Origin of the sequence: uncultured Psychroserpens sp. (assembly GCF_947494225.1) — a bacterium.
GTDB lineage: Bacteria > Bacteroidota > Bacteroidia > Flavobacteriales > Flavobacteriaceae > Psychroserpens.
Window position 1 is genome coordinate 31,685 of the sequence record NZ_CANLUG010000007.1, and the last position, 22,232, is coordinate 53,916.

Annotated in this window: 20 protein-coding genes; 9 read left to right on the forward strand and 11 right to left on the reverse strand. The window is 33.6% G+C overall.

What is annotated here, in order from left to right; genetic code table 11:
• Positions 1–60 precede the first annotated feature (60 nt).
• From Q0893_RS15080 to Q0893_RS15095, 4 genes are all read right to left on the reverse strand, one after another.
• A complete protein-coding gene (locus Q0893_RS15080) occupies positions 61–933 on the reverse strand; it encodes an anti-sigma factor (RefSeq protein WP_298903533.1) in 873 nt (290 codons plus the stop codon).
• Positions 934–1,026: 93 nt separating this feature from the next.
• The gene (locus Q0893_RS15085; protein ID WP_298903534.1) at positions 1,027–1,698 is read right to left on the reverse strand and encodes a Crp/Fnr family transcriptional regulator; all 672 of its coding nucleotides are present in this window, start codon (positions 1,696–1,698) and stop codon (positions 1,027–1,029) included.
• 119 nt (positions 1,699–1,817) lie between these two features.
• Entirely contained in the window at positions 1,818–4,088 is a 2,271-nt protein-coding gene (locus tag Q0893_RS15090; RefSeq protein WP_299277170.1) for an aconitate hydratase, read from the reverse strand.
• Between the two features lie 190 nt (positions 4,089–4,278).
• Complete coding sequence (locus Q0893_RS15095; RefSeq protein WP_299277173.1) at positions 4,279–5,415, reverse strand: acyltransferase; 1,137 nt, start codon at positions 5,413–5,415, stop codon at positions 4,279–4,281.
• 62 nt (positions 5,416–5,477) lie between these two features.
• Between Q0893_RS15095 and Q0893_RS15100 the strand changes: the two genes are divergently transcribed.
• Entirely contained in the window at positions 5,478–6,620 is a 1,143-nt protein-coding gene (locus Q0893_RS15100; protein WP_299277175.1) for a hypothetical protein, read from the forward strand.
• Positions 6,621–6,624: 4 nt separating this feature from the next.
• Positions 6,625–7,221 carry an SCO family protein gene (locus Q0893_RS15105; protein ID WP_299277178.1) on the forward strand — a complete coding sequence of 199 codons (597 nt, stop codon included), beginning with the start codon at positions 6,625–6,627 and terminating at the stop codon, positions 7,219–7,221.
• Between the two features lie 8 nt (positions 7,222–7,229).
• Here Q0893_RS15105 and Q0893_RS15110 read toward each other — a convergent pair whose 3' ends face one another.
• The 5 genes from Q0893_RS15110 to Q0893_RS15130 all read right to left on the reverse strand — a co-directional run bounded on the left by Q0893_RS15110 (position 7,230) and on the right by Q0893_RS15130 (position 13,448).
• The gene (locus Q0893_RS15110; protein WP_298903539.1) at positions 7,230–8,195 is read right to left on the reverse strand and encodes a hypothetical protein; all 966 of its coding nucleotides are present in this window, start codon (positions 8,193–8,195) and stop codon (positions 7,230–7,232) included.
• 80 nt (positions 8,196–8,275) lie between these two features.
• Entirely contained in the window at positions 8,276–9,229 is a 954-nt protein-coding gene (locus tag Q0893_RS15115; RefSeq protein WP_298903540.1) for a MoxR family ATPase, read from the reverse strand.
• Between the two features lies 1 nt (position 9,230).
• Positions 9,231–10,667, reverse strand: a complete 1,437-nt coding sequence (locus tag Q0893_RS15120; protein ID WP_367180674.1) for a peptidylprolyl isomerase — start codon at positions 10,665–10,667, stop codon at positions 9,231–9,233.
• Positions 10,651–11,502, reverse strand: coding sequence for a peptidyl-prolyl cis-trans isomerase (locus tag Q0893_RS15125; RefSeq protein ID WP_366915895.1), 852 nt, complete (start codon positions 11,500–11,502; stop codon positions 10,651–10,653). The genes Q0893_RS15120 and Q0893_RS15125 overlap by 17 nt, the downstream gene beginning before the upstream one ends.
• Positions 11,503–11,504: 2 nt before the next feature.
• The gene (locus Q0893_RS15130) at positions 11,505–13,448 is read right to left on the reverse strand and encodes a peptidylprolyl isomerase (RefSeq protein ID WP_299277181.1); all 1,944 of its coding nucleotides are present in this window, start codon (positions 13,446–13,448) and stop codon (positions 11,505–11,507) included.
• Between the two features lie 280 nt (positions 13,449–13,728).
• Here Q0893_RS15130 and Q0893_RS15135 point away from each other — a divergent pair, with 280 nt between their 5' ends.
• From Q0893_RS15135 to Q0893_RS15160, 6 genes are all read left to right on the forward strand, one after another.
• A complete protein-coding gene (locus tag Q0893_RS15135; protein ID WP_298903542.1) occupies positions 13,729–14,184 on the forward strand; it encodes an SRPBCC family protein in 456 nt (151 codons plus the stop codon).
• A complete protein-coding gene (locus tag Q0893_RS15140) occupies positions 14,177–14,413 on the forward strand; it encodes a hypothetical protein (protein WP_299277185.1) in 237 nt (78 codons plus the stop codon). The genes Q0893_RS15135 and Q0893_RS15140 overlap by 8 nt, the downstream gene beginning before the upstream one ends.
• A gap of 5 nt (positions 14,414–14,418) precedes the next feature.
• The gene (locus Q0893_RS15145) at positions 14,419–16,272 is read left to right on the forward strand and encodes a M1 family metallopeptidase (protein WP_299277188.1); all 1,854 of its coding nucleotides are present in this window, start codon (positions 14,419–14,421) and stop codon (positions 16,270–16,272) included.
• Between the two features lie 56 nt (positions 16,273–16,328).
• A complete protein-coding gene (locus tag Q0893_RS15150) occupies positions 16,329–16,730 on the forward strand; it encodes a DUF1801 domain-containing protein (RefSeq protein ID WP_298903545.1) in 402 nt (133 codons plus the stop codon).
• Positions 16,731–17,094: 364 nt separating this feature from the next.
• Positions 17,095–17,649, forward strand: coding sequence for an AAA family ATPase (locus tag Q0893_RS15155; RefSeq protein ID WP_299277192.1), 555 nt, complete (start codon positions 17,095–17,097; stop codon positions 17,647–17,649).
• Positions 17,646–18,407 (forward strand): hypothetical protein, encoded by a 762-nt coding sequence (locus tag Q0893_RS15160; RefSeq protein ID WP_299277195.1) that lies wholly within the window; start codon positions 17,646–17,648, stop codon positions 18,405–18,407. Before Q0893_RS15155 ends, Q0893_RS15160 begins: the two co-directional genes overlap by 4 nt.
• 133 nt (positions 18,408–18,540) lie before the next feature.
• Here the strand turns inward: Q0893_RS15160 and Q0893_RS15165 are convergent, their stop codons facing one another.
• On the reverse strand, positions 18,541–18,681 hold the full coding sequence (locus Q0893_RS15165; RefSeq protein WP_299277198.1) for a hypothetical protein: 141 nt from the start codon (positions 18,679–18,681) through the stop codon (positions 18,541–18,543).
• 166 nt (positions 18,682–18,847) lie between these two features.
• Here Q0893_RS15165 and Q0893_RS15170 point away from each other — a divergent pair, with 166 nt between their 5' ends.
• Positions 18,848–19,837 (forward strand): HindIII family type II restriction endonuclease, encoded by a 990-nt coding sequence (locus Q0893_RS15170; protein ID WP_299277201.1) that lies wholly within the window; start codon positions 18,848–18,850, stop codon positions 19,835–19,837.
• Here the strand turns inward: Q0893_RS15170 and Q0893_RS15175 are convergent.
• Positions 19,834–22,155 (reverse strand): DNA methyltransferase, encoded by a 2,322-nt coding sequence (locus Q0893_RS15175; RefSeq protein ID WP_299277204.1) that lies wholly within the window; start codon positions 22,153–22,155, stop codon positions 19,834–19,836. The genes Q0893_RS15170 and Q0893_RS15175 overlap by 4 nt on opposite strands.
• Positions 22,156–22,232 lie beyond the last annotated feature (77 nt).

Consider the following 22,232-nt stretch of genomic DNA (forward strand, 5'->3'; position numbering starts at 1 on the left):
AAATAGTCGGCAATGCGCTTCAAATCTAACAACAAAACTTTAAATATTGTAATCCCTAGTCTAGTTTCGTGTTACAGAGCCTGTTGGTAAAGACGATAGGTTTTGTCCAAAACTATGTGTCGATGGAGCAGTATCGTTACCAGCAGTACCCACTAAAGGCTTAAGAGCGAAAGGTGCTGGAGAATCATCTGGAACAGGTTCTACAGAAATCACTACAGTACGACCTCTAATATCTAAAGGAAATGTTTCTCCTGCAGGAGCATTTAAAAAGAAATCTTCACCAGGAATTGGAGGTCCCGCGTTATTTTCGGTTCCGCTAAATCCGTTTGAACTATCGGCAGTATCAAATTCGGTAAAAGTCCCTGTAGACAAAGGTCCAGACTCTCCTACTACCCAACCTTCATACGCCCAACCTTCTGGTAAAGTTGGCAAGTTAAAGTTTGGTGTTGGTGGCATTCCTGGCGTACCAAACCAAACACCATATTCATCATTCATGTTATTTGTTCCTGTTTCATCAGTAGGTGTTCTTAAAAAGAACATTCCAGATGCCGAGCTAAAGTCTCCAATAAGTCCTGTATTAACTGCAGCAGAGTTACCTGCGAATTCACCTCTTAATACTTTTGTCGCAGCAGGAGCTGGATCTGGATCAACCGCTGGTTCTATTGAAAGCACAAATGCAGTTGCACTATTTAACTGTGCTGTATTCACTGAAAACGTCTGTGGAAAAGTTACACTTGTAAATGTTCCTGTAGATACAGGAGCTCCATTTACAATTATCCATCCTTCATAGACAAAATCACTTCCTAATGCTTCTAAACCATTAAGATTAAGAGTTAAGTCTGAGTTTGTAGGACCATTGTTATCATCGTCGCTACTGCAAGAAGTGGCAAAAATTCCAAGTGCCAAAACTGCTAAAAACATTTTTTTAATCATCGCTTATAATTTTAAAATTTATACTTCAAAATTATAACTAGCTATTGTTATAAAATGTTAGCTATCTAACACAAGTGAAAAAAAATTAAACAATTATGCAGAATGTTTAATGATTCTAATCTCTTTTCTATTAAAATTGATGTAGTTTTCTTCTTTAAGTTCATTAAGAAGAATATTTAATGTAGGCCTAGATGTTCCAATTAATGAGGCAATATCTTTTTGAGTATAAGGATGCTTGATAACATTATCACCTGTCTTGGGGCAGTCATAACCATAGTCGGCACACAGTTCATCCAAAAATTCTACTAAGCGCGTTTTTGTATCTTTAAATAACAGTAATTGAAGTCTGCGTTCTAGTTTTTTGAATTTAAATCCAATAAATTTATACACCTTAAAACTAAACGTCTGGTTGTCTCTCATTAGGTCATGCATAGTCGTCACACCTATGGGACATATTGAAGTCGAGTTGTCTATAGACTGTGCAAATTCGTCACGTTTATTGTCACCCAATATCGCTTTCTCTCCAAATAATTCTCCCTTAGATAAAATAGCCTTTACAATTTCATCTCCATTGTCATTGTAGTAACCAATCTTAACTTTGCCTTTTTCTATTAAATAAATTTTGTTTGCTGAATCATCTTCAAAGTAGATATAATCCTTTTTCTTATAAGCATCAAAATCATGATCCTTCTTATAAGACTTAAACTTATGAGGACAGAGTACTTTAAATAGGTTAACATCGTCAAAGAACCACATTGACTGCATTTGGGTGTGTTTTATTGTTAGATTTCTTAGACAGTCGTTATAACTTAAGAATCCTTACATAAATTCATAAAAAAAGCTCTTGATATCTCAAGAGCTTTTTTATATAATTAGAATTTCTGCTAAGCAGCATTTTCTTTTTTAATTAGATTTAAAGCCGATCCTTCATTATACCAATCAATTTGTGATTGATTATATGTATGATTTACTTTAATGGTGTCCTTGGTTCCATCGGCATGAACAACTTCAATTGTCAACTGTTTATCTGGAGCGAATTCATTTAAATCTAAGAAATTAAATGTATCATCCTCTTGAATTAAATCATAATCACTTTCGTTAGCAAATGTTAAACCTAACATCCCTTGTTTTTTAAGGTTTGTTTCGTGGATACGTGCAAACGACTTTACAATGACAGCGGCAACACCTAGATGACGTGGTTGCATCGCTGCATGCTCACGAGATGAACCTTCTCCATAATTGTGATCACCAACAACCACAGACTTAATTCCAGCTGCTTTATATGCTCTTGCTGTATCTGGTACTCCTCCAAACTCACCTGTTAATTGATTTTTAACAAAGTTTGTCTTTTTACCAAAAGCATTTACAGCACCAATTAAGGTATTATTAGCAATATTATCTAAATGCCCTCTAAAACGTAACCATGGTCCTGCCATTGAAATATGATCTGTAGTACATTTACCAAAGGCTTTAATCAATAATTTAGCTCCAGTAATTTCATCTCCAATTGGTGTAAAAGGTGTTAAAAGTTGTAGCCTTTCTGAATCTGAGGCAACTTTTACTTCAACGCCACTACCATCTTCAACAGGTGCTAAGTATCCGTTATCATCAACCTCAAATCCTTTTGGAGGTAACTCCCATCCAGTTGGTTCATCTAACATCACTTCTTCTCCATTTTCATTGATTAACTTATCAGTTAATGGGTTAAAGTCTAAACGTCCAGCAATGGCAATAGCGGCTGTTAATTCGGGAGATGCAACAAAGGCGTGGGTATTAGGGTTTCCATCGGCACGTTTTGCAAAATTTCTATTAAAAGAGTGTACAATACTATTTTTAGGTGCATTTTTAGGGTCTTCATAACGCGCCCATTGTCCAATGCATGGTCCACAAGCATTCGTAAATATTTTAGCATCTAATTTTTCAAATATTTCTAAGATGCCATCTCTTTCAGTCGTATATCTTACCATTTCAGAACCTGGATTAATTCCAAATTCTGCTTTGGTTTTTAAACCTTTATCAAGTGCTTGCTGTGCCACAGAAGATGCACGAGATAAATCTTCATAAGACGAGTTAGTACAAGATCCTATTAATCCCCATTCTACTTTTATTGGCCAATCATTTTCTTTTGCTTTTTCAGACATTTCAGATCCTATAGCTGTAGATAAATCTGGTGTAAACGGCCCATTAAGTAATGGATTTAATTCTGATAAGTTAATATCAATTACCTGATCAAAATATTGTTCAGGGTTGGCATAAACATCGGCATCAGCTGTTAAGTATTCTTTGATGGCGTTTGCAGCATCGGCTACATCAGGTCTATCGGTTGCACGTAAATAACGTTCCATAGATTCGTCATAACCAAATGTTGAAGTTGTTGCTCCAATTTCAGCTCCCATATTACAAATTGTACCTTTTCCTGTACAAGACATTGCTGTTGCTCCAGGTCCAAAATATTCTACAATAGCACCTGTTCCACCTTTTACGGTTAAAATATCGGCTACTTTTAAAATAACATCTTTAGGCGCTGTCCATCCAGACAATTTACCTGTTAATCTCACACCAATTAACTTCGGAAATTTCAACTCCCAAGCCATACCAGCCATAACATCAACGGCATCTGCTCCTCCAACTCCTATCGCTACCATTCCTAGTCCGCCAGCATTCACAGTATGCGAATCGGTACCAATCATCATTCCTCCAGGAAATGCATAATTTTCTAAAACTACTTGGTGGATAATCCCAGCACCTGGTTTCCAAAATCCAATACCATATTTATCTGACACAGATTCTAAGAAATTAAATACTTCATTACTTGTATTTATAGCATGTTGTAAATCTGAACTTGCCCCATTTTTTGCTTGAATCAAGTGATCACAATGTACCGTAGTTGGTACAGCCACTTTTTTCTTTCCTGCCTGCATAAATTGCAATAGCGCCATTTGCGCGGTCGCATCTTGACAAGCTACTCTATCTGGTGCAAAATCTACATAATCTTTTCCTCTAGTAAATGCTTTAGTTGCTTTACCATCCCAGAGATGAGCATATAATATTTTTTCTGAAAGCGTTAGTGGTTTACCTACAATATCACGAGCTGCATCAACGCGCTCTGTCATATTCGAATAAACCTTTTTTATCATGTCTATATCAAAAGCCATAAGTAATATTTAAAAGGTTGATTTTCATTTTTAAAGTCATGCAAAATTACAAATTTTAAAACAAATTAAAAAATATGTAATGAAATGTGAAAAACATTGAAAATAAATCAATGAATGATGATTTTTTAATCATTTAAATGAAAAATTAACAAATAAATAGCACTAAAATTATTAAATTAACAATTGAGGCTTATTTAAAATGATTCTTAATTTTCTCATGTTCACGGAGATTAGTCATTGGTCTTTCAAAAACCCTATACAAAAGATAAGAAGCTCCAATAGTAATAGTGACATAACTTATCAAATAGATAATTAAACTGAGAGACGACAACCCTTCAGTAGGAAAAAAATGCTTCATTAATTGCATTACCACAGCGTAATGAATCAAGTACATGGAATACGAAATTAGACTAATTAAAGTTACTGGTACGACTAGTACTTTTGGAGCACTTTTAATCTGAGACAATACTGGTAGTGTTAATGTTATAGCGAGACTATTTATAGGTAAATACAGAACGTTCCAAAAAAACGGATAAGCCTCAATAAATATTTGTTTTGCAGGTACAACAAAATTAAGTGCCACAAAAACCAATAGACCAATACTAAAAAACAAATACTTGTATCGTGTCCAAAACGCGGTTTTATTTATGGCAATATATGCTGCCAGCACACCATAATAAATGGCATCAATTCTATAAATGGTAACTGCTTTTAGATTCACATTCCAGAACATCATAGTAGTTTGTGGATGATTGAAATAATAATATGTTTTGGTCAAAAAGAACATAAAAATTATAAGTACGGTTATCATCAAAAATAGTTTAGGCCTACTAATCCTAAGTTTTAGAAATAGCGTCATATACAACAGTAAAGGTCCAATAATATAAGCGAACTCTTCAATAGGCAGGCTCCAAGATTCTCCAAAAAACAGTGGCATTTCCCAACTAAAGTTTTGAATGAAGAAGAAGTATTGCCATAAAGACTCTGGCAGCTTCGTTCCTAAATAAAGTGCTAGAAAGATATTAAACACAAGAATCAAATAATAGTTTGGAAGTGTTCTAAACCATCGCCTAACCCAAAAGTAAACCATATGTTTGGCGCTATAATTAGATGCTGTAAACAGTTTATAAATCAATCGACCAATCAAAAAACCACTTAGAACGAAAAAAATCTCTACACCAACAAGACCAGCAACACTCATCAAATCTGTAAAGATGTTTTTAGTACGCGGAAAAATCCAAACAGAATGAGAAGCAACTACCAGTAAAATGGCTATAGCTCGCATAATATCTAGACCAAAAATTCGGTTCTTGTAATTTACTTTCATCCTAATCCAGCTATTTTTTTTATCATAAGGGTTTCATTACATTTGAATATACAGTTTTACTCATGCGTAGAAGATCTAAATTTATACTAATTTTTCTGTTTTTAATTCTAGCAGCTGGATTTATTTATTTTAAATCCCTTAAGACAAGGCACCAAGAATTGATAAAATCTAAGATTTATTACACATTAAATTTGGTTGATTCTGAATGGAAAAAAGAACTAAATGATTCTGAAGTCATTTTCACATCCCCAACATTTGTGATCAGTAACATTTATAAATCAATGGAAGGTCCTAAGTCTGATCAATATGTTGTTATTGACGACTCTAATGAAGAATTATTGTACCTCACTGCCTTTAAAACCAACGCTGTATCTTCTGATGAAGCTCGTAACCTTTCAAACGACTTTGTATGTCACACTAATTTCGAATATCGCGATGCCGAGCATTACAACCGTTGGAATATGACAGATCGCATCAATTCTCAATATCCAAGGATAACATCAATAAGTAATGGCGTTGAAAATTTTAAACTCCCAGAGGGTTTTGGGTTTCCGGTGTTCTCTAATGAACGTCTATTTATAAATGCGCAAGCTCTAAATCATAATATTACTGACTCCTCTTTTCATATTAAACACAAAATTGAAATTGGATACACAAAGCACAGTCAAAAACCTTTAATTCCACTTCAGCCAAAAACTGTATTTATGATGTTTCCTTTTGATCCTAATAATCCCGATAAAGGACCAACTGAACAATTACCAAATGCTTGTATTCCTGTGGAAACAAAAAATCACACCTACATTGATACTAAAGGCAATCCATTGTCTGGTCATTGGATTATTAAACCAGGGAAATATAATTACGCATATGACGCCTCTTCACAACTTCATATAAAGGACAGTATTAGGTTACATCAAATTACATCACATTTACATCCCTTTGCGAATAGATTTGTACTCAAAGACAAAACTACAAATCAAATTATCTACGATTGTAAGAGTGAAAATTTCGAGAATAAAATAGGTTTAAAACGAACACCTTCATTTTCTAGTGAAAAAGGTGTTTGGATGTATGAAGATCATACTTATGAGATGCTTCTTGAAGTTAACAATACAACAGATAAGGATCAAGAAATGATGGCTAGCATGGCTATTTTTTATTACGACGACGCTATGGAAAAAAAGATAAACGAACTCAAATTCTAGTCTTTTGAAACCTCAAATTTTTATACTAGTATTTTTAGTGCTTATGTCTTGTAAAAAAGACACAAACGCACTCCCAATACTAAGTTACAATTATGTAAACGGAGCTAAAGAACTTTATAAAATTGACAGTTTCGAATTTACAAATCAGGATGGGAATTTGATCACATCCGATTCAACCAAAGGCTATGTGCATACCATGAATTTCTTCTTCACGAGTTGCCCTTCTATTTGTCCTCCTATGCGCAACAAGCAACACGAGATTGTAGATACTTTTTCTTCAGAAGAAAATTTCAAACAATACTCAATATCCATTGATTACAAAAAAGATAGCGTTGGTCAACTCAAGCAATACGCTACCATTCATGATATCAATTCTAAGCAATGGCAATTATTAAGAGGTACATCAGAAATACAATTAGAACTTTTAGCGAGTAGGTTAAAAACCAACTTTAAACCCAATGAAGATGGTACAGATTTTTATCATTCAAGCTATGTGGCACTAATAGATAAAGAACAGTATATTAGAGGGTTCTATAATATCCTTTTAAATGAAGAAGTCGAACTTTTAAAAGACGATATTAAAACGTTATTGGACGATTAAAATGTCTCTCAATATTTACAAAACTCATAAATACCTACAACGTCATTTAGCCGTATTTCCTTATTCAAATAATTACCTTCTAAATCATAAACCCTCATTAAACTATAAGGCTTATTCATGGACCATCCGTTTCTCAATGTATGACCAACTACTATCTCATTATCATTTAACTGGTAACCCCCTCTTGTTAAGAATTTATTCTTCAAATCTGAACTCATTTCTAGTGCAACAATCTTCTTTTTCAAAGTGACTGGGTTCACAACAAACAACGAATTACTAAAATACTGAGTGTAAGCTAATTCATTGTTAATTTCAAAAGCATCATGGAGTCCTTCACACTTGAAATGTTTTATACATTTTTTCTGATCATCTAAAACAACGAGACCTCCATATCTTTTTTTATTGATCTTAAGTTTCTTTCTAATCTTATTGAACCTTGCCGTAGATTTCCCTAAATAAGATATAAACATTCTTTTGGAGCTTTCATGAACACTGTTGATATGATGTTGATGGAGCAGCGAGTCTTTTTTAGTCATGATGTTATAGCTCGTTTCACTATCATAACTACTTTGTAGTGTTTTTTCTGTTTTCTTGTTTAATCCCCATCCAAACCAAAACGGTTCAACATGTTTTGATTTTAGGTCAACTTCAAAAACGGCATCGAGGTTTGTATTAGCTAAAAACAACTTATCATTTGTAACACACAAGCCATGAACATCAGAAAACTGATGATGAGCAATCACCTCTTCAACTGTTAAACCAGGCAATGAAAACCTAATCAATCTATCCCATGTGGCCATCCAAAATTCATCATTCACACGCTTAACACCAGCAAAACCTAATTTGTTACTTGGAATATCTTCAGAAAACAACTCTTTGTATTGTCTTTTTTCAATGACTTCTCCTTTGTCAAAATCAACAATTACAAACGTCGGATAATCGAAATGCCCTCTAACTGTAACAATAAATTTCATACTAAATAAGAATTACGTCAAAACCTAAAAATAAAACACTAGGCCAACTTGAGTGCTATAAATTCGAGGATAGGATACTATTAAAATAGACTCTTAATGATTTGATCATCACTAATACCCTCGGCTTCAGCCTTATAATTTTTAATAATTCTATGACGAAGAATACCTGAAGCTACAGCCTGAATGTTTTCAATATCTGGTGAGAATTTACCATTAATTGCGGCATGTGTTTTTGATGCTAACACCAAATTTTGAGATGCTCTTGGTCCTGCTCCCCAATCTACAAACTCAGATACTAAATCTGATGCAGTAGATGTATTTGGTCTAGTTTTCGCCACCATACCTACGGCATACTCAATAACGTTATCAGCCACAGGAATACGACGTATTACATTTTGAAAATCAATAATCTCTTGAGCTGTAAACAGTGCATTTACTTTAGCCTGTACATCTGTAGTGGTCGATTTTACCACTTCAACTTCCTCCTTGAACGAAGGGTAATCAAGATTAATGGCAAACATAAAACGGTCTAATTGCGCTTCTGGTAAAGGATAAGTTCCTTCTTGTTCAATTGGGTTTTGAGTGGCTAAAACGAAATATGGCAAACTCAGTTTATAATGATGTCCTGAAACTGTAACCGCTCGTTCTTGCATTGCTTCTAGCAAAGCAGCCTGTGTTTTAGGAGGCGTACGGTTAATCTCATCTGCCAAAATAATGTTTGCAAAGATGGGCCCTTTAATAAATTTAAACTGTCTGTTCTCATCTAGGATTTCACTTCCTAAAATATCGCTAGGCATTAAATCTGGTGTAAACTGAATACGTTTAAAATCTAAACCAAGCGCCTGAGCAATAGTATTAACCATTAAGGTTTTTGCTAGCCCAGGAACACCGATTAACAAGGAATGTCCTCCAGAAAAAATAGAAATCAAAATCTGATTAACAACATCATCCTGTCCAACAATAACTTTGGAAATTTCGGTTTTTAGGGCATTATATTTTTTTACAAACTGTTCAATTGCAGCGACGTCAGACATATTATTTCTTTTCAGTTTTTAACCAGTTACTATTAAATTCACAATCTTTATAATCGTCAGAAATTTTCACATATGTATCATATATCTTTTCTTCTTGCCATTTCTGAATTTCTCTGAATTGCTTTTCCTGAAGCGCCAGATTTTTAATCTTTAAATAATCACGTGCAAAATCTGCTTTGTGTTCATCTACTCTATCAGTAACCGTTAATATTTTAAACTTAATAGGGTTTATTCTGTCTTGATCTTGTAATACCAAACTAATCTCATCATCCTTCAGGTCTTGAATCTGGCCATAAAGTTCTGGATCCATCTTTGTCAACTCCATACTAGAATCTTGAGTATATGGGTTGATAAGTTCTCCGCCATTATATTTAGTTTCTTTTTCATCACTAAACTCAAGAGCTGCATCGGCAAATGTTAGGTCACCCGATTGGATACGGTCTCTCACTTTAGTAATTTTTTCTTTAGCAGCCAATATTGAAGACTCTGTAATTTCTGGACGAATTAAAATATGTCTTACGTCATACTCCTGTCCTCTAATCTTCTCTAGTAATATAATATGATACCCGAAGTCTGTTTCAAAAGGCTCTGAAATTTCACCTTCTTGCAAAGAGAAAGCAACATCTCGAAATTCCTTCACCATTTGAGGACGTTTCCTGTTTAAGGTATACATACCTCCCTTACTACGTGCAGCCTTGTCATCAGAATAAAATACAGCCTTTGTAGTAAAGCTGGCTCCATTCTCAATAACATCTGCCTTATATTCTTTTAATTTATCAATAGCATCTTGCTTAGCTTCTTCACTAATTTCAGGAATTACCACAATCTGAGCTACTTTAAGTTCTGTTCCAAATTCTGGTCTCTCCTCTTCAGGAATACTATTAAAATACTCTCTTACTTCCTCTGGAGTTACCTCAACATCTGCAATAATTTTCCTCTGCATGTCACCAGCAAGTTTTGCATTTTTGTTGATTTCAAACATTTCCTCACGTAAGCTCTCTTCACTATCCTTATTATAAAACTCTAAAAGTTCTTTCATAGAACCTCCTTTTTGTTCTAAAAAGGTATTCATTTGCTGCTCTATATTAGAACGAATTTCTAATTCATTTACTGTAATACTATCTTGAATAGCATGATGTGCATAAAGTTTATCTTCCAGCAGTTTTCCGAAAAGTTGACATCTGGTAATCTCTGCTATAGAAACACCTCTGGCCTGTAGCTGAATGTATTCTTTGTCGATATCAGAATCTAAAACCACAAAATCTCCAACAACAGCAGCAACGCCATCTACCTTTTTTCTGGCCGATATTTGTGTTGAATCCATTTTCTTTTTAGAGTTATCTACTTCATCCTGAATAATCTCTTGCGCTAATGAAACATTTACAGTACATACGCATGCAATAATTGCCACGAGAACCGATTTAGTTGTAAACTTCAAATTGTTTGTTTTTAATTGCATCTTTGGTAATATCTTTTTCAAGCTGTTTTATCAACTCTAATTTTCTTTTGTTAATTACAATCTGTTTAATGGTAGGTTTTACATACTCTAAAGGCGCTAGATCGTTTTGTGATAATACGTCTTTAATTTGCATCAAATATAGGTCTAATGAATCTTTGAGTTGTACAAAATTAGATTTTTTTAACAGTTCTTTTTTGTTTTCAGAATTTAGAACATTAATTTTTTCGGTGATTTGTGACGCTTTAATCCACATTGAATCATTAAGTGAGAAGCTCTTAAATTGAACAGAGATAGAATCGAGATACCTTTTGTCTTCGGTATTAAACCTTCTAAATCGCTCTTCGATTTCATCTTCATTTATAGCATTTTGAGGAATTGTAATATATCGAAACTTAACCAGTTCTTCATTGAGTTTAAACACTTCTTGGTTAGCTTCGTATACTTGCCTAGCTTGAGTTTCATCTACGAGTGTATCGATACTTTTTATAACTAAAGCTTCTAAGTAAGCTTTGGTATACAAATCCATTTTATATTGATCGACCAACTTATTAAAATCAGATTGCTTTTGCTCTGGTAAATTTCGTTCTGCACCATCTAACAACAGTTGTTGTGTTGCCCATCGAATTATAAAACCACTTACAATTTGCGTGCTATCTTCTTTAGCAGTTCCGTCTGCCACCAAATCTTTAATATCTTCTTGATACAAGTAGTTTTCTCCTACTCTCGCCACAGGAATTCTATCATCTGCCTCTTTAAAAAAATCACAAGACACCAGCGCACATGCAAGAAGTATTAAAACAACTCTCTCCTTCAAAATTAATTATTTAGTATTTGTTTTTTTACACGCTTCAAAACAGCGTTATTGTGCTTTATCTTAAAACGTTGATTTAATCCTTGTACCCAATTATCTTCAATAAAGCCTTGATAGTCACTAACAGCCTTTCCCCTAGCCTCATCTAGGGTTTTTGGTTGAGCAGGTAATATCCCATTCACTTTTATAACATGAAATGCGTCATTATGTTTGTATACTTTAGAAATACCTGCTTTAAAATCGAAGTCTTCAGGTAATGCTTGATTACCCGATTCAAAGATATCAGCTGTAGAAATCACGTTCAAATCATCTTTCGTATTCATTTGAGACATCACATCTTCTACCGAAGTACCATTTTCAAGCTCTCGTTTTATCTTCTTCATCGTTTTTTCAGAAGCCGAAGACAATATAATCCCATCTACTCTATCTTTCCAAACGTACTTTGATCTATTATTTTCAAAAAACTCCTTTAACCCTAAAGTATCCTTAGAAGCTCTATTCCACACTTCTTTTTCCATTAAGTCAAACAATAGCAAACCATCGCGATATTCTTTTAAAACAAAAGCAAAATCTTCGTTTTCATATTCAAGATTATCTTCGTGATATTTTAATACTTGAGTTTCATAAAAAGCATTAAATTCAGTTTGAACTAAGGTTTTAATATTTGCTCTTCTATTGTAATATTTGCGCTGATTCTTCATTAAATAGCCTAGAAATTCTTTATTAGATATTTTTAAATCTCTAATAGTCATTATCGTTGGGTCTCCATTAAAATCTTCAGGTGCCTTCCATGCTTGCTTAAAATAGGAGTCGTTCAAAATACCCTCGAAATAAGCCAGTTGATCATTATCTTTTTCAACCTTGTACTTTGCCGCTAATTTTTTAACCAATGCAGAATTAATGAGCTTGGATCTAGAATCTCGCTTTACCCTATTTTGAAGCTGAACCTTAACATCTTCAAAAGGTTGTATTCCTGTTTTACGAATCAACTTTACAATATGCCAACCATAATCTGTTTTAAACGGTTTAGAGATATCACCTTCATTTTCTAAAGAGAACGCTACATCTTCAAATTCTTTAGAACTCAATTGTCCTCCTGTAAAAGGAGCCAATGCTCCTCCTTTTTTAGACGAACTTTTGTCATCCGAAAATTGTTTAGCTAAAGATTCGAATTTTTCCCCTTGTTCAATTTTCTTATAAATTTGATAGATTCTTTTTTCAGGAACCACAGTCGTATCTTTTTGTGTATTCGCCACCATAATATGCGCAACTGTAGCTTCTCCTAGTGATTTACGCTTATCAAATACTTTAACTATATGATATCCAAACCGTGTTCTAAATGGCATGGACACTTCGCCTATTTCAGTATTAAACGCAACAGTTTCAAAAGGATATACCATTTTAAATCCTCCAAAGTAACCCAAATCTTCTGCAAAGATGGTTTTACCATCGTGCACGTCTTTTTGTACTGTGGCATAACCCTCATTTAAAATACGTTCACGTAATTTTAAAAGTTGGTTGTACACGGCCGTAGTATCGCTCTCTGTTTCATCAATTCTAACTAATATATGAGATGCTTTAACATCGTTAGTTGTTCTGTCATAAGCCTCTCTTACCAACGCATCTGTAACCTTATTATCAGACATGAAATTTCGCGTTAGCTGTTTTTTATAATTATTAAACTCTCTTAAGTAGTTAGGGTCTTTATCAAGATCTAATCGACGTGCTTCTTTAACCTTCAGTTGATAGTTAACAAAAAGATCTAGGTAAGCATCAATATCTTTCTGACTTTCATCTTTGACTAAATCTAGATTTTTGTTATAAACTCTAATAAATTCTGTTGCCATAACAGGCTCTCCGTCTACCGTAAACAGCACATCCTTATCCTTAACTTGAGCTTGACTCATAAGGCTTAAACAAAGAAAAGCAGTTGTAACCAATAATTTCATATGTATATTTTAATTTATAAATGGGTTAGAACGCCCATTGTGCTAAAAACTTAAGTTTTATAAGCTAATTTCAGCAAAAATAACATAATTAGCACACAAAACAAGTTGCTTTTTGCAAACGAATAGGATTCCTTTTTAGTATGAAATACATCTACGATGTCATTTATATTTAGATAAAAAATAGCCACTCGTCTAAAATTATGGTTATTGAACTTTCATTAACATTGAGTTTCCAAAAAACTAACTACATTTAAAACTGAATAATCCCTCTAGATTCAAAATGAAATACATTACAGAAATTAAGGTCAAAGTGCCATTGGATGAGTTCATAAAAAAAATGGATAATGTTGAAAACATGAAACATTGGCAGCGCGGATTAGTATCTGCTGAACATATTTCTGGAAATCCTGGTGAGTTAGGTGCTAAAATAAAACTACGCTATAAATTTGGTAGACGTAACATGGAACTTATTGAAACCATAACCAAACGAAACTTCCCTAACGAATTTCATGCTAACTACACATCCAAAAGCGTTCATAACGTTCAAAGAAATTATTTTGAGAAGACAAGTGACGGATTTACAAAATGGACTTCCAAAAGTGAATTTTTACCACTAAATTTGGTGATGAGAATTATGTTGTTTTTAATGCCAAGTTCATTTAAAAAGCAAACACTTAAATATATGCAAGATTTCAAAAATTTTGCTGAAGAAGGAACATCTGTCGCCAATGCGTAAACTAAAACTAATTTGGGATTTTCGAGGCCCCGATGCTTTAAAAATTGCTGAACACCACGAAAAACATTTAAAAGAATATTGCGTTATTCAAAATACCAACTTTAATATTACTGGGTTTGAACAACGCTCTAACATCCATTCTGTTGCATTTATGGTTGTTACAGATGATGAAATGAAACCTATCAGAGATGCACTTAAACCTCATCGAGGAGAAATATATTCAGAATAAAAACTATGAAAAAGCAAACACTTTTATACGCTCTAATCGTATTAACAATGAGCTGTGAAACCGATAAAAAAACAGAAGATACAGCTTCCAAATATGTTGAAGAATCACATTCATACGCCAAACCTAACGAGTCTGTAATCAAGCATTTAGATTTAAATATAGATGTTAATTTTACAACTAAAACTATTGACGGAACAGCCACTTACACCATTGATACTAACAATGCTTCTGAAATTATTTTAGATTCAAAATTTTTGGAAATTGAAAGTGTTGAAGCCGATGGAAAAGCTACCAATTTTAATCTTGGAGACTTTGATGAACAGTTAGGACAGGCTTTGCATATAAGCATCGAAAATGATACCAAGCAAATTTCGGTTCATTACAAAACAACAGATAAAACAGAAGCCTTGCAATGGTTAAATCCGCAACAGACAGCAGATAAAACGCATCCATTTTTATTTACACAAGGTCAGGCCATTTTAACTCGCTCCTGGATTCCAATTCAGGATAGTCCTCAAATTAGAATTACCTACGATGCCACTGTGAAAGTACCAAAAGAACTTATGGCAGTTATGAGTGCCGAAAATCCAAAAGAAAAAACCGTTGATGGTATTTACACGTTTAAGATGAAACAGCCAATCTCACCTTACCTTATGGCTTTAGCTGTTGGCGATATTGCCTATAAAGCAGTAAGTAACAGAACTGGTGTATATGCTGAAAAATCTATGGTCGATAAAGCTCAAGCCGAGTTTAGTGACATGGAAAAAATGGTAGTTGCTGCCGAAAACCTATACGGAGATTATGATTGGGATCAATTTGACGTGATCGTCTTGCCACCTAGCTTTCCATTTGGAGGTATGGAAAACCCAAGACTTACTTTCGCTACACCTACTGTTATTGCTGGTGATAAGAGCTTAACATCACTAATAGCTCATGAACTCGCCCACTCTTGGTCTGGAAATTTAGTAACCAATGCCACATGGAATGACTTTTGGCTTAATGAAGGTTTTACCGTGTATTTTGAAATTAGAATCATGGAAGCCCTCTACGGAAAAGATCGCGCTAATATGATTGCATTAATTGGAAGGCAAGATTTGGAAGAAGAAGTTGAAGGCTTTAAAGACGAACCAGAAATGACCAAATTAAAATTGGATTTAACTGATAAAAATCCTGACGATGGCATGAACAGTATTGCTTATGACAAAGGTTATTTGTTCTTGAGAACTTTAGAGGAGAAAGTAGGTCGAGATAAATTTGATGCCTTTCTAAAAAATTATTTTAAGACCAATGCTTTTTCTACCGTAACAACCGAAGGCTTTATAGATTATCTTAATTCAAATTTATTAGAACCTAATGGGATTGATTTTAATGTAGACGAATGGGTGTATCAAGCTGGTGTTCCAAATAACCAGGCCATTATCGTATCTAACAAGTTTGAGAATGCCAAAAACACTTTACAATCTTTTATAGATAATAAAACTGTAGATGCGTCAAAAACTTCTAATTGGACTACGCAAGAATGGGTACATTTCATTAGAAATTTCCCTGAAACGATTACTACCGAAGATTTAAAACGTTTGGACGATGCCTTCGATTTAACTAATTCTAGTAATTCTCATATTGCTATGGTTTGGTATGAACAAGCCATTAACCATGATTATCACGGAAATGACGTAGACCAACATATTGAAGACTTTTTAATTCGCGTAGGAAGACGTTGGTATGTATCTACATTGTACAAGGCTTTTAAAAGAAATGACAAGGTTGATGACGCCTTAGCAATCTATAACAAAGCCCGAGCTAATTATCACTCGGTAACTGCCAATACTATTGATGACCTATTGGGATACAACCAATAAACATTTCATTCTAGAATAGTTTGTATCTTTAACTAAAGTACATTTATTCTATACAGATGAAAAAGTTAGTCAATTCGGAAACCAACAAAAATGTTGATGCATTTATAGATAACATAGACAACGCCACTAGAAAGGCAGATAGTAAGCTATTGGTTGATCTTATAAGAAACATAACAAAGAAAGAACCTAAAATTTGGGGAGCTCGCATTGTGGGTTATGGCAAATACGCTTACAAAAGAAAAAATGGTGACGAATTCGAATGGTTTAATGTTGGTTTTTCACCTGGAAAAGCGAATCTCACTATTTATGTGATGTATGACATTAATGAGGAAGAAGCGCTCCTAAATCAGTTGGGCAAACACAAAACAGGACGAGGTTGTCTTTATATCAAAAAACTAGAAGATATAGACATAAACGTTTTAAAAAAAATCATTAAAAAAAGTGATAAATGGAATTGATGTGTCGCCTCTATAAACGAATAAAATTAATTATATAGCCTTGTATACCATAACCTAAATTTATGAACAAAAAACGCTATACTTTAGTTCTAGTTTTATTCTTTTTAACCATTTCTATCGTTAAAGCTCAATCTAAAGAAGCAAAATTTTAGAATTGGGTCGTTGAACACAAAATGGAACTCGAAGCCTTTATTAATTATAGAGGAAAAATGATTTTTTGTTGCGGTGAAATTATGAAAGAAAAAAACAAACTGACCTATTTCCTTAATAAGAATCAGCTCATTGATAGTCTTGTAATAGAAAGTCTAGAGACCGATAAAAAAATGTCTTTTGAATATGAATACCAATAAAACAGGCTTTTAAAATGAAGGTTTTGATATTTGGAGCTTCTGGTTCTGGAACCACAACTTTAGGAAACGAAATTGAAAGACAAATAGCGTTTAAACATTTAGATGTTGACCACTATTATTGGAAAAATACCGAACCACCATTTCAAGAAAAAATACCGCTAGACGAACGAAATCAAAATCTGAAAGCCGATTTTAAAACATTCGAGAACGTTGTTGTGAGTGGCTCAATGGTGCGCTGGGGAATAGAATGGCAAACGGCATTCGACATAGTTGTTTTTATAACATTAGATAATGAAAAAAGAATGGAACGGCTTAAAAATAGGGAAGCTGAACGCTATGGAAAACGACTGATAACGAATAAAAGCATTAAACAGAATTCAGAGGCATTTTTAGAATGGGCCAATCAATATGAAAACCCTAATTTTGAAGGTAGATCTCTAAAAATTCATAACAATTGGATCAAACAACTTAATTGCAAGATCATGAGAATTGATGGAGAGATTGAATTAATTTATAAGACAGCAGAAGTAATTAACGCCATAAAAAACTACAAACCACATTGCAGATGAACCTGAATACAATAAAAAATATTGGATTATTATTTTTGATGTTGTTATTGGCTTCATGCAATAAATATGCTCGTAAAAACTACCCTCAATTCGTCTCAAAACCTGAAAGCTACAAACATATAAATAGTTGTTATTCTGCTGACATCCAAAATTTGGATGACATTCCAATCGATGTAAAAAACAATGTTATCTCTTATCTTAAAAACAGATTAGGTAATGATAATTTTCAAAAGCTAGAATTTGATCATGCTAATGTGCTATCTAATAGGCTTACAGACATTGAAACGATTAAAACCAAGGACAACATTTCGTCACTTCTAGGTGAAGAAGACAAAAGGAGTGATTGTGATACCATTTCGGCTTTCCCAATATACTCTGTAGTTTATCAGCTTAAAAACCCTGAAATTGGAATTGAAAAAATTGGATTAAATGTAATGATCGACAACAACGGAAAAACCATTAAAGACATTGAATTTCCAAGAGCAGAATTTGTAGATATAATAATACCTATAGACTCTGTACATTCAGAGTTAATTCGTAGAAAAATACCCTCAAAAAACCTAACTATAGAATTGTGGTTCGACAAGAAAACGGAATCACTTTTTTGGTCGACCAACACCGTGGTTCGAAAAGGTAGTATTGCAGGACCTAGTTGTTTTCCTGAAATAGACTACCATTTTAAAATGAACGCCATAACAGGCAAAATAACAACATATACTTTTGAAACACATGAAGACTATTTTGCCGAAAGATATTAACTCAATTTCGTCCTTATTAAAACCACTATAAACACTTCCCGTTTTTTTGAACTAAAGGTTTGCAAGCGTTTACTTTTTATTCTGACTACCGTAAAATTACGTTTAATCTTTACAAGATATGGCACTCAAATTATCATCCTGTATGACTGTAATAAGAAAATCCGCATCTTTCGCATGGTTCGCTAGGATGGCCTACAAAATGCCCACATTGTTCCGAATGTCCAGAATAACTTAATTCTTTTTTAACGGTTTCAACCGTTGGTTCTAGTTTCATAATTATCTGTTTAATTGTTTCTATAGCTACCCATCGTGTCTATTTATAAATGTCATCAAAACAAGCATTTAACTACTCTAAACCCCTCTGAATAGAATTCATTTCAATTCATTATCTTTCGCTTATATCCAAAACTTAAACATCAAAATAGGGCTTAAAAAAATTAATGGAAGATAAAATACAGGACATATTTGGTTTGAAGTTAGATGTAAATCAACGAAAAAAAAGTTACGACTTCATTGAAACATTTATCGAAACTAATGTTACAGATTGGAGTACAGCTCCAGATACAGAAGCCGTTGAAATCGCATTTACAGAAACACTAAAAACCCTATCTAATAATGAGTTGGCTTTTTTATTAGTGCATTCAGGCTATATTCCAGAATTTTATGGGCATGATTCCTCTCAAGAAACACTATATTCAAAGCTGGTGGAATCCCTTGTATGCGAATGGGCCCAAAGAATTGGTTTTAGTGATACTGCATTACAAAAACAAAAGTCTAACAAAGAAGATGTAACTGTAAAAATTGACAATAACATCATCGTTTGCGACGCCAAGAGTTTTCGGCTTGGCAGAAGTCAAAAAGCCCCTAATGTCAAGGATGTCATAAAACAAGCGTCTTACATCAAATGGTTAGATCAATATGAAGATAATGAGTGTCGCGCAGGATTGGTAACCTTTCCATCACTATTGGATTGGAAGAACAATAGTGAAGCCTACCAATATTTTTCTGACCACCATTTACCTATTCTGTTTTTGTTCTATGAACATTTATCTTTCTTACTCATCTCTGACAGCTTTAATCATCAAACTATCATTGACCTATTACATAATTATGAAGATGTTTTTCCAGAGAGTTCTCGGCACAAAGCAGCTTATATTAATGGTCTTAATAATTCACTATTTCTGAGTCCAATAAAAGAAGTGCTCGATAATTTCCTTGAGCTTTCAGCTTTAGTCATAAAGGAAAAAGTTCAGCATTCAATTCAACGAATTGAAGCAAAAGCAATAGAAGTAAAAGCAGCCATAGAAAGTCATATTAATGCCATGAAACTTGAGCAGTTAAGAGCATTTACATTTGAGGTAACTTATGAAAATGAATTTGGCCAAATGCTAAAACAGTTAGCCAATATTAAAGACTATAGACCACATTAAATCTTTGACAGAATAAGTCGTGAAACTTTAACGATTTCATTACTACTTCGTTTTGAGACTGTATTGAGGTTTAAACCACTCAAAGTCGAAAATATCTCAATCATAACCGCTCTATCATTCTCATCAATTTGAGCTTTTGTCTTACTATTTCTTTTAAATTCTTCAAATAAAGCTATAGCTTTATAAAGTTGCGTGTTTTCGGGTAATAATTGCGTGTCAATCTCATTTAATTGAATGATTTGGTTACGTTTCTCTGTATAGAGCCCGTTAGCAATCAACAAATTTGTATCGACCTCATTCTCATTCAAATATTTAGACAGATATGTTCTTGTAATATCGTCATAAATACCACTATTTCTGTGTATTGAAATTTTAGAATAATCCCTAATTACGTCTCTATAGGCATCATCGAAACACTTTGCATTGAGAATCATATCCTTGCAAGCCAAAGCCGCCAAATAAATGACTTTATGACTCTCCAATATCTCTCCTTTTTGTACTTCGATATCGAGAGCTGAGATGTCATCTGATACGCTTTTAATATGTGTTTTGTCTTTTTTCATTTTAAAAACAATAACACCATTTAGGGCTTCATAAGACATTGCCCTAGGTCTGGCAATACGCTCCATTTCCAGTGGTAAGCATTCATCAATAAATAAATTTGCATCTCTAATGGCTTCACCAATAACCTTCCAACCTTCAAAGGTTTTATGCGAATAAAGCATAAGTGCCTTTCCATTAGATTTCAGTACTCTATTGACTTCTTTTAGAACGCCTGTCATTAAACTTTGATAATGATTCTGATCTTTACCATTTTTTCCTCCATTTGCGAGATCAACAATAGCTTCAGAGTTATGGTCGTTCTCTAAATTTGCAGACTCTGAAAATGTATGTTTTATAATAACTTCAAACCAAGGTCTAAAGAATTCACTAAGTCCTGTATAGTCTATAGAATCAAAATAAGGTGGATCTGTAAGTACAATATCAATATACTCGTCTTTAAAAGGCAATGCTGTTGATGATCCTTTGATAATCTCAACTTTATGCTTTAAATCTATTGCCATAAACGTATTACAAACTCTATCTAACTTAGATCTAAGATTTGAACCCGATTTATAAAATGGATTCACTTCAATAAAATCCCATTTCATTCCTACTCCTGGTCCAGCCAAACTCCTCCCCGTTTGCTCATTTTGAGCTATCCACATTGTTCCTTTGCTATTCCAATCTACAAGAAATTCAACAAGCGAAGTAAGGCCTAATACTATTTGTTTAGCTGTTTTTAAATCGTACACTTTGAGTAGTCGATTGTATTCATTTATGATTTCATCAATTAAACCTAACAAAATAACAAGCTGTCTATCGGTAAAAAAATCTGACGGTATTTTTAAATCATATAATGTTGGGTTTATTACGCCTCCCTTTTTTGTAACTATATTTTTTGGAAGTAATTGCTCTAGTCTATCTAATTCTAATGCAATAGACGCTTTATATTTGTTTAGATCCTCACCATCTCTACTATCAATTTTCCTATATGCTTTTTTTTCTTTTTCATTATGATAGCATATGGCAAAAGGCCTATAACCTAATGTATTGTTTACACAGTAATCTTTAATATCCTTAAAGCTGTTAACTACTCCGCATTTTGGACATTCAAATCCTTTTATTTTACTATTTGTAGTGGTGTCCTGTGTATCCTCAACTATAGTTTCATTATGGTCAAAATAAATTGTTTTCTTCTTTTTCTTGCTTAAATACTTCAGACGTTTTAAATCAATTTCAGAATTACAATTAACACATTTTGAGATTTTCGAACAATATATCACATATGGGACATCTCCATTTAGATCAAAATACTTAGCATACTTTTTATTTAAGTTTTCAATAATAATTGTCCCAGAATTTCTCAATTTTTCAGAATAATCGGGTACCTCGATGGCATTAAATATTGTGTCTTGTAATAATGAAGCAACAGGATTTAATTCAGCAGAAAACGTTTGAAAACCTAACCTAGAACTTTCAAAAGGTATCGAACCTCCACCTGCAAAAACATCAAGCACTTTTAAATCTGAGGTTTTAAAATCTTCGGAAAATTTCTTGAAATACTTCGGCGCCGGATTAGTATCTGAAATCAAGCTAAGATCCACTTGAGGGCCCTTATTTTTACGTTTGAACATTTCCAGAATCAGGAGAGAACGCATGGCAGTTGTAGGTCGTCTTGCCCACCACACTTTAAGACTATTATAGTGGTTTTTTCGCAAATATTTCTCTTTGACTCCAATTTCACTAATTATTTTACTAGTCAACTTAACTTTCATCCGTTCGAATAAATTTTCTTCAAATATAGTTCTTTACAAACATAGTTCTAAGCAAGATTAACAACTATTAAGAGGAG

What these genes read in the sequence shown, in the direction of transcription:
- Q0893_RS15085 (WP_298903534.1), bottom strand. Translation starts at nt 1,698, where the DNA reads ATGCAGTCAATGTGGTTCTTTGACGATGTTAACCTATTTAAAGTACTC.
- Q0893_RS15110 (WP_298903539.1), bottom strand. Translation starts at nt 8,195, where the DNA reads ATGAAATTTATTGTTACAGTTAGAGGGCATTTCGATTATCCGACGTTT.
- Q0893_RS15140 (WP_299277185.1), top strand. Translation starts at nt 14,177, where the DNA reads ATGCGTAAACTAAAACTAATTTGGGATTTTCGAGGCCCCGATGCTTTA.
- Q0893_RS15135 (WP_298903542.1), top strand. Translation starts at nt 13,729, where the DNA reads ATGAAATACATTACAGAAATTAAGGTCAAAGTGCCATTGGATGAGTTC.
- Q0893_RS15150 (WP_298903545.1), top strand. Translation starts at nt 16,329, where the DNA reads ATGAAAAAGTTAGTCAATTCGGAAACCAACAAAAATGTTGATGCATTT.
- Q0893_RS15160 (WP_299277195.1), top strand. Translation starts at nt 17,646, where the DNA reads ATGAACCTGAATACAATAAAAAATATTGGATTATTATTTTTGATGTTG.
- Q0893_RS15175 (WP_299277204.1), bottom strand. Translation starts at nt 22,155, where the DNA reads ATGAAAGTTAAGTTGACTAGTAAAATAATTAGTGAAATTGGAGTCAAA.
- Q0893_RS15165 (WP_299277198.1), bottom strand. Translation starts at nt 18,681, where the DNA reads ATGAAACTAGAACCAACGGTTGAAACCGTTAAAAAAGAATTAAGTTAT.
- Q0893_RS15090 (WP_299277170.1), bottom strand. Translation starts at nt 4,088, where the DNA reads ATGGCTTTTGATATAGACATGATAAAAAAGGTTTATTCGAATATGACA.
- Q0893_RS15130 (WP_299277181.1), bottom strand. Translation starts at nt 13,448, where the DNA reads ATGAAATTATTGGTTACAACTGCTTTTCTTTGTTTAAGCCTTATGAGT.
- Q0893_RS15095 (WP_299277173.1), bottom strand. Translation starts at nt 5,415, where the DNA reads ATGAAAGTAAATTACAAGAACCGAATTTTTGGTCTAGATATTATGCGA.
- Q0893_RS15145 (WP_299277188.1), top strand. Translation starts at nt 14,419, where the DNA reads ATGAAAAAGCAAACACTTTTATACGCTCTAATCGTATTAACAATGAGC.
- Q0893_RS15115 (WP_298903540.1), bottom strand. Translation starts at nt 9,229, where the DNA reads ATGTCTGACGTCGCTGCAATTGAACAGTTTGTAAAAAAATATAATGCC.
- Q0893_RS15100 (WP_299277175.1), top strand. Translation starts at nt 5,478, where the DNA reads ATGCGTAGAAGATCTAAATTTATACTAATTTTTCTGTTTTTAATTCTA.
- Q0893_RS15170 (WP_299277201.1), top strand. Translation starts at nt 18,848, where the DNA reads ATGGAAGATAAAATACAGGACATATTTGGTTTGAAGTTAGATGTAAAT.
- Q0893_RS15080 (WP_298903533.1), bottom strand. Translation starts at nt 933, where the DNA reads ATGATTAAAAAAATGTTTTTAGCAGTTTTGGCACTTGGAATTTTTGCC.
- Q0893_RS15155 (WP_299277192.1), top strand. Translation starts at nt 17,095, where the DNA reads ATGAAGGTTTTGATATTTGGAGCTTCTGGTTCTGGAACCACAACTTTA.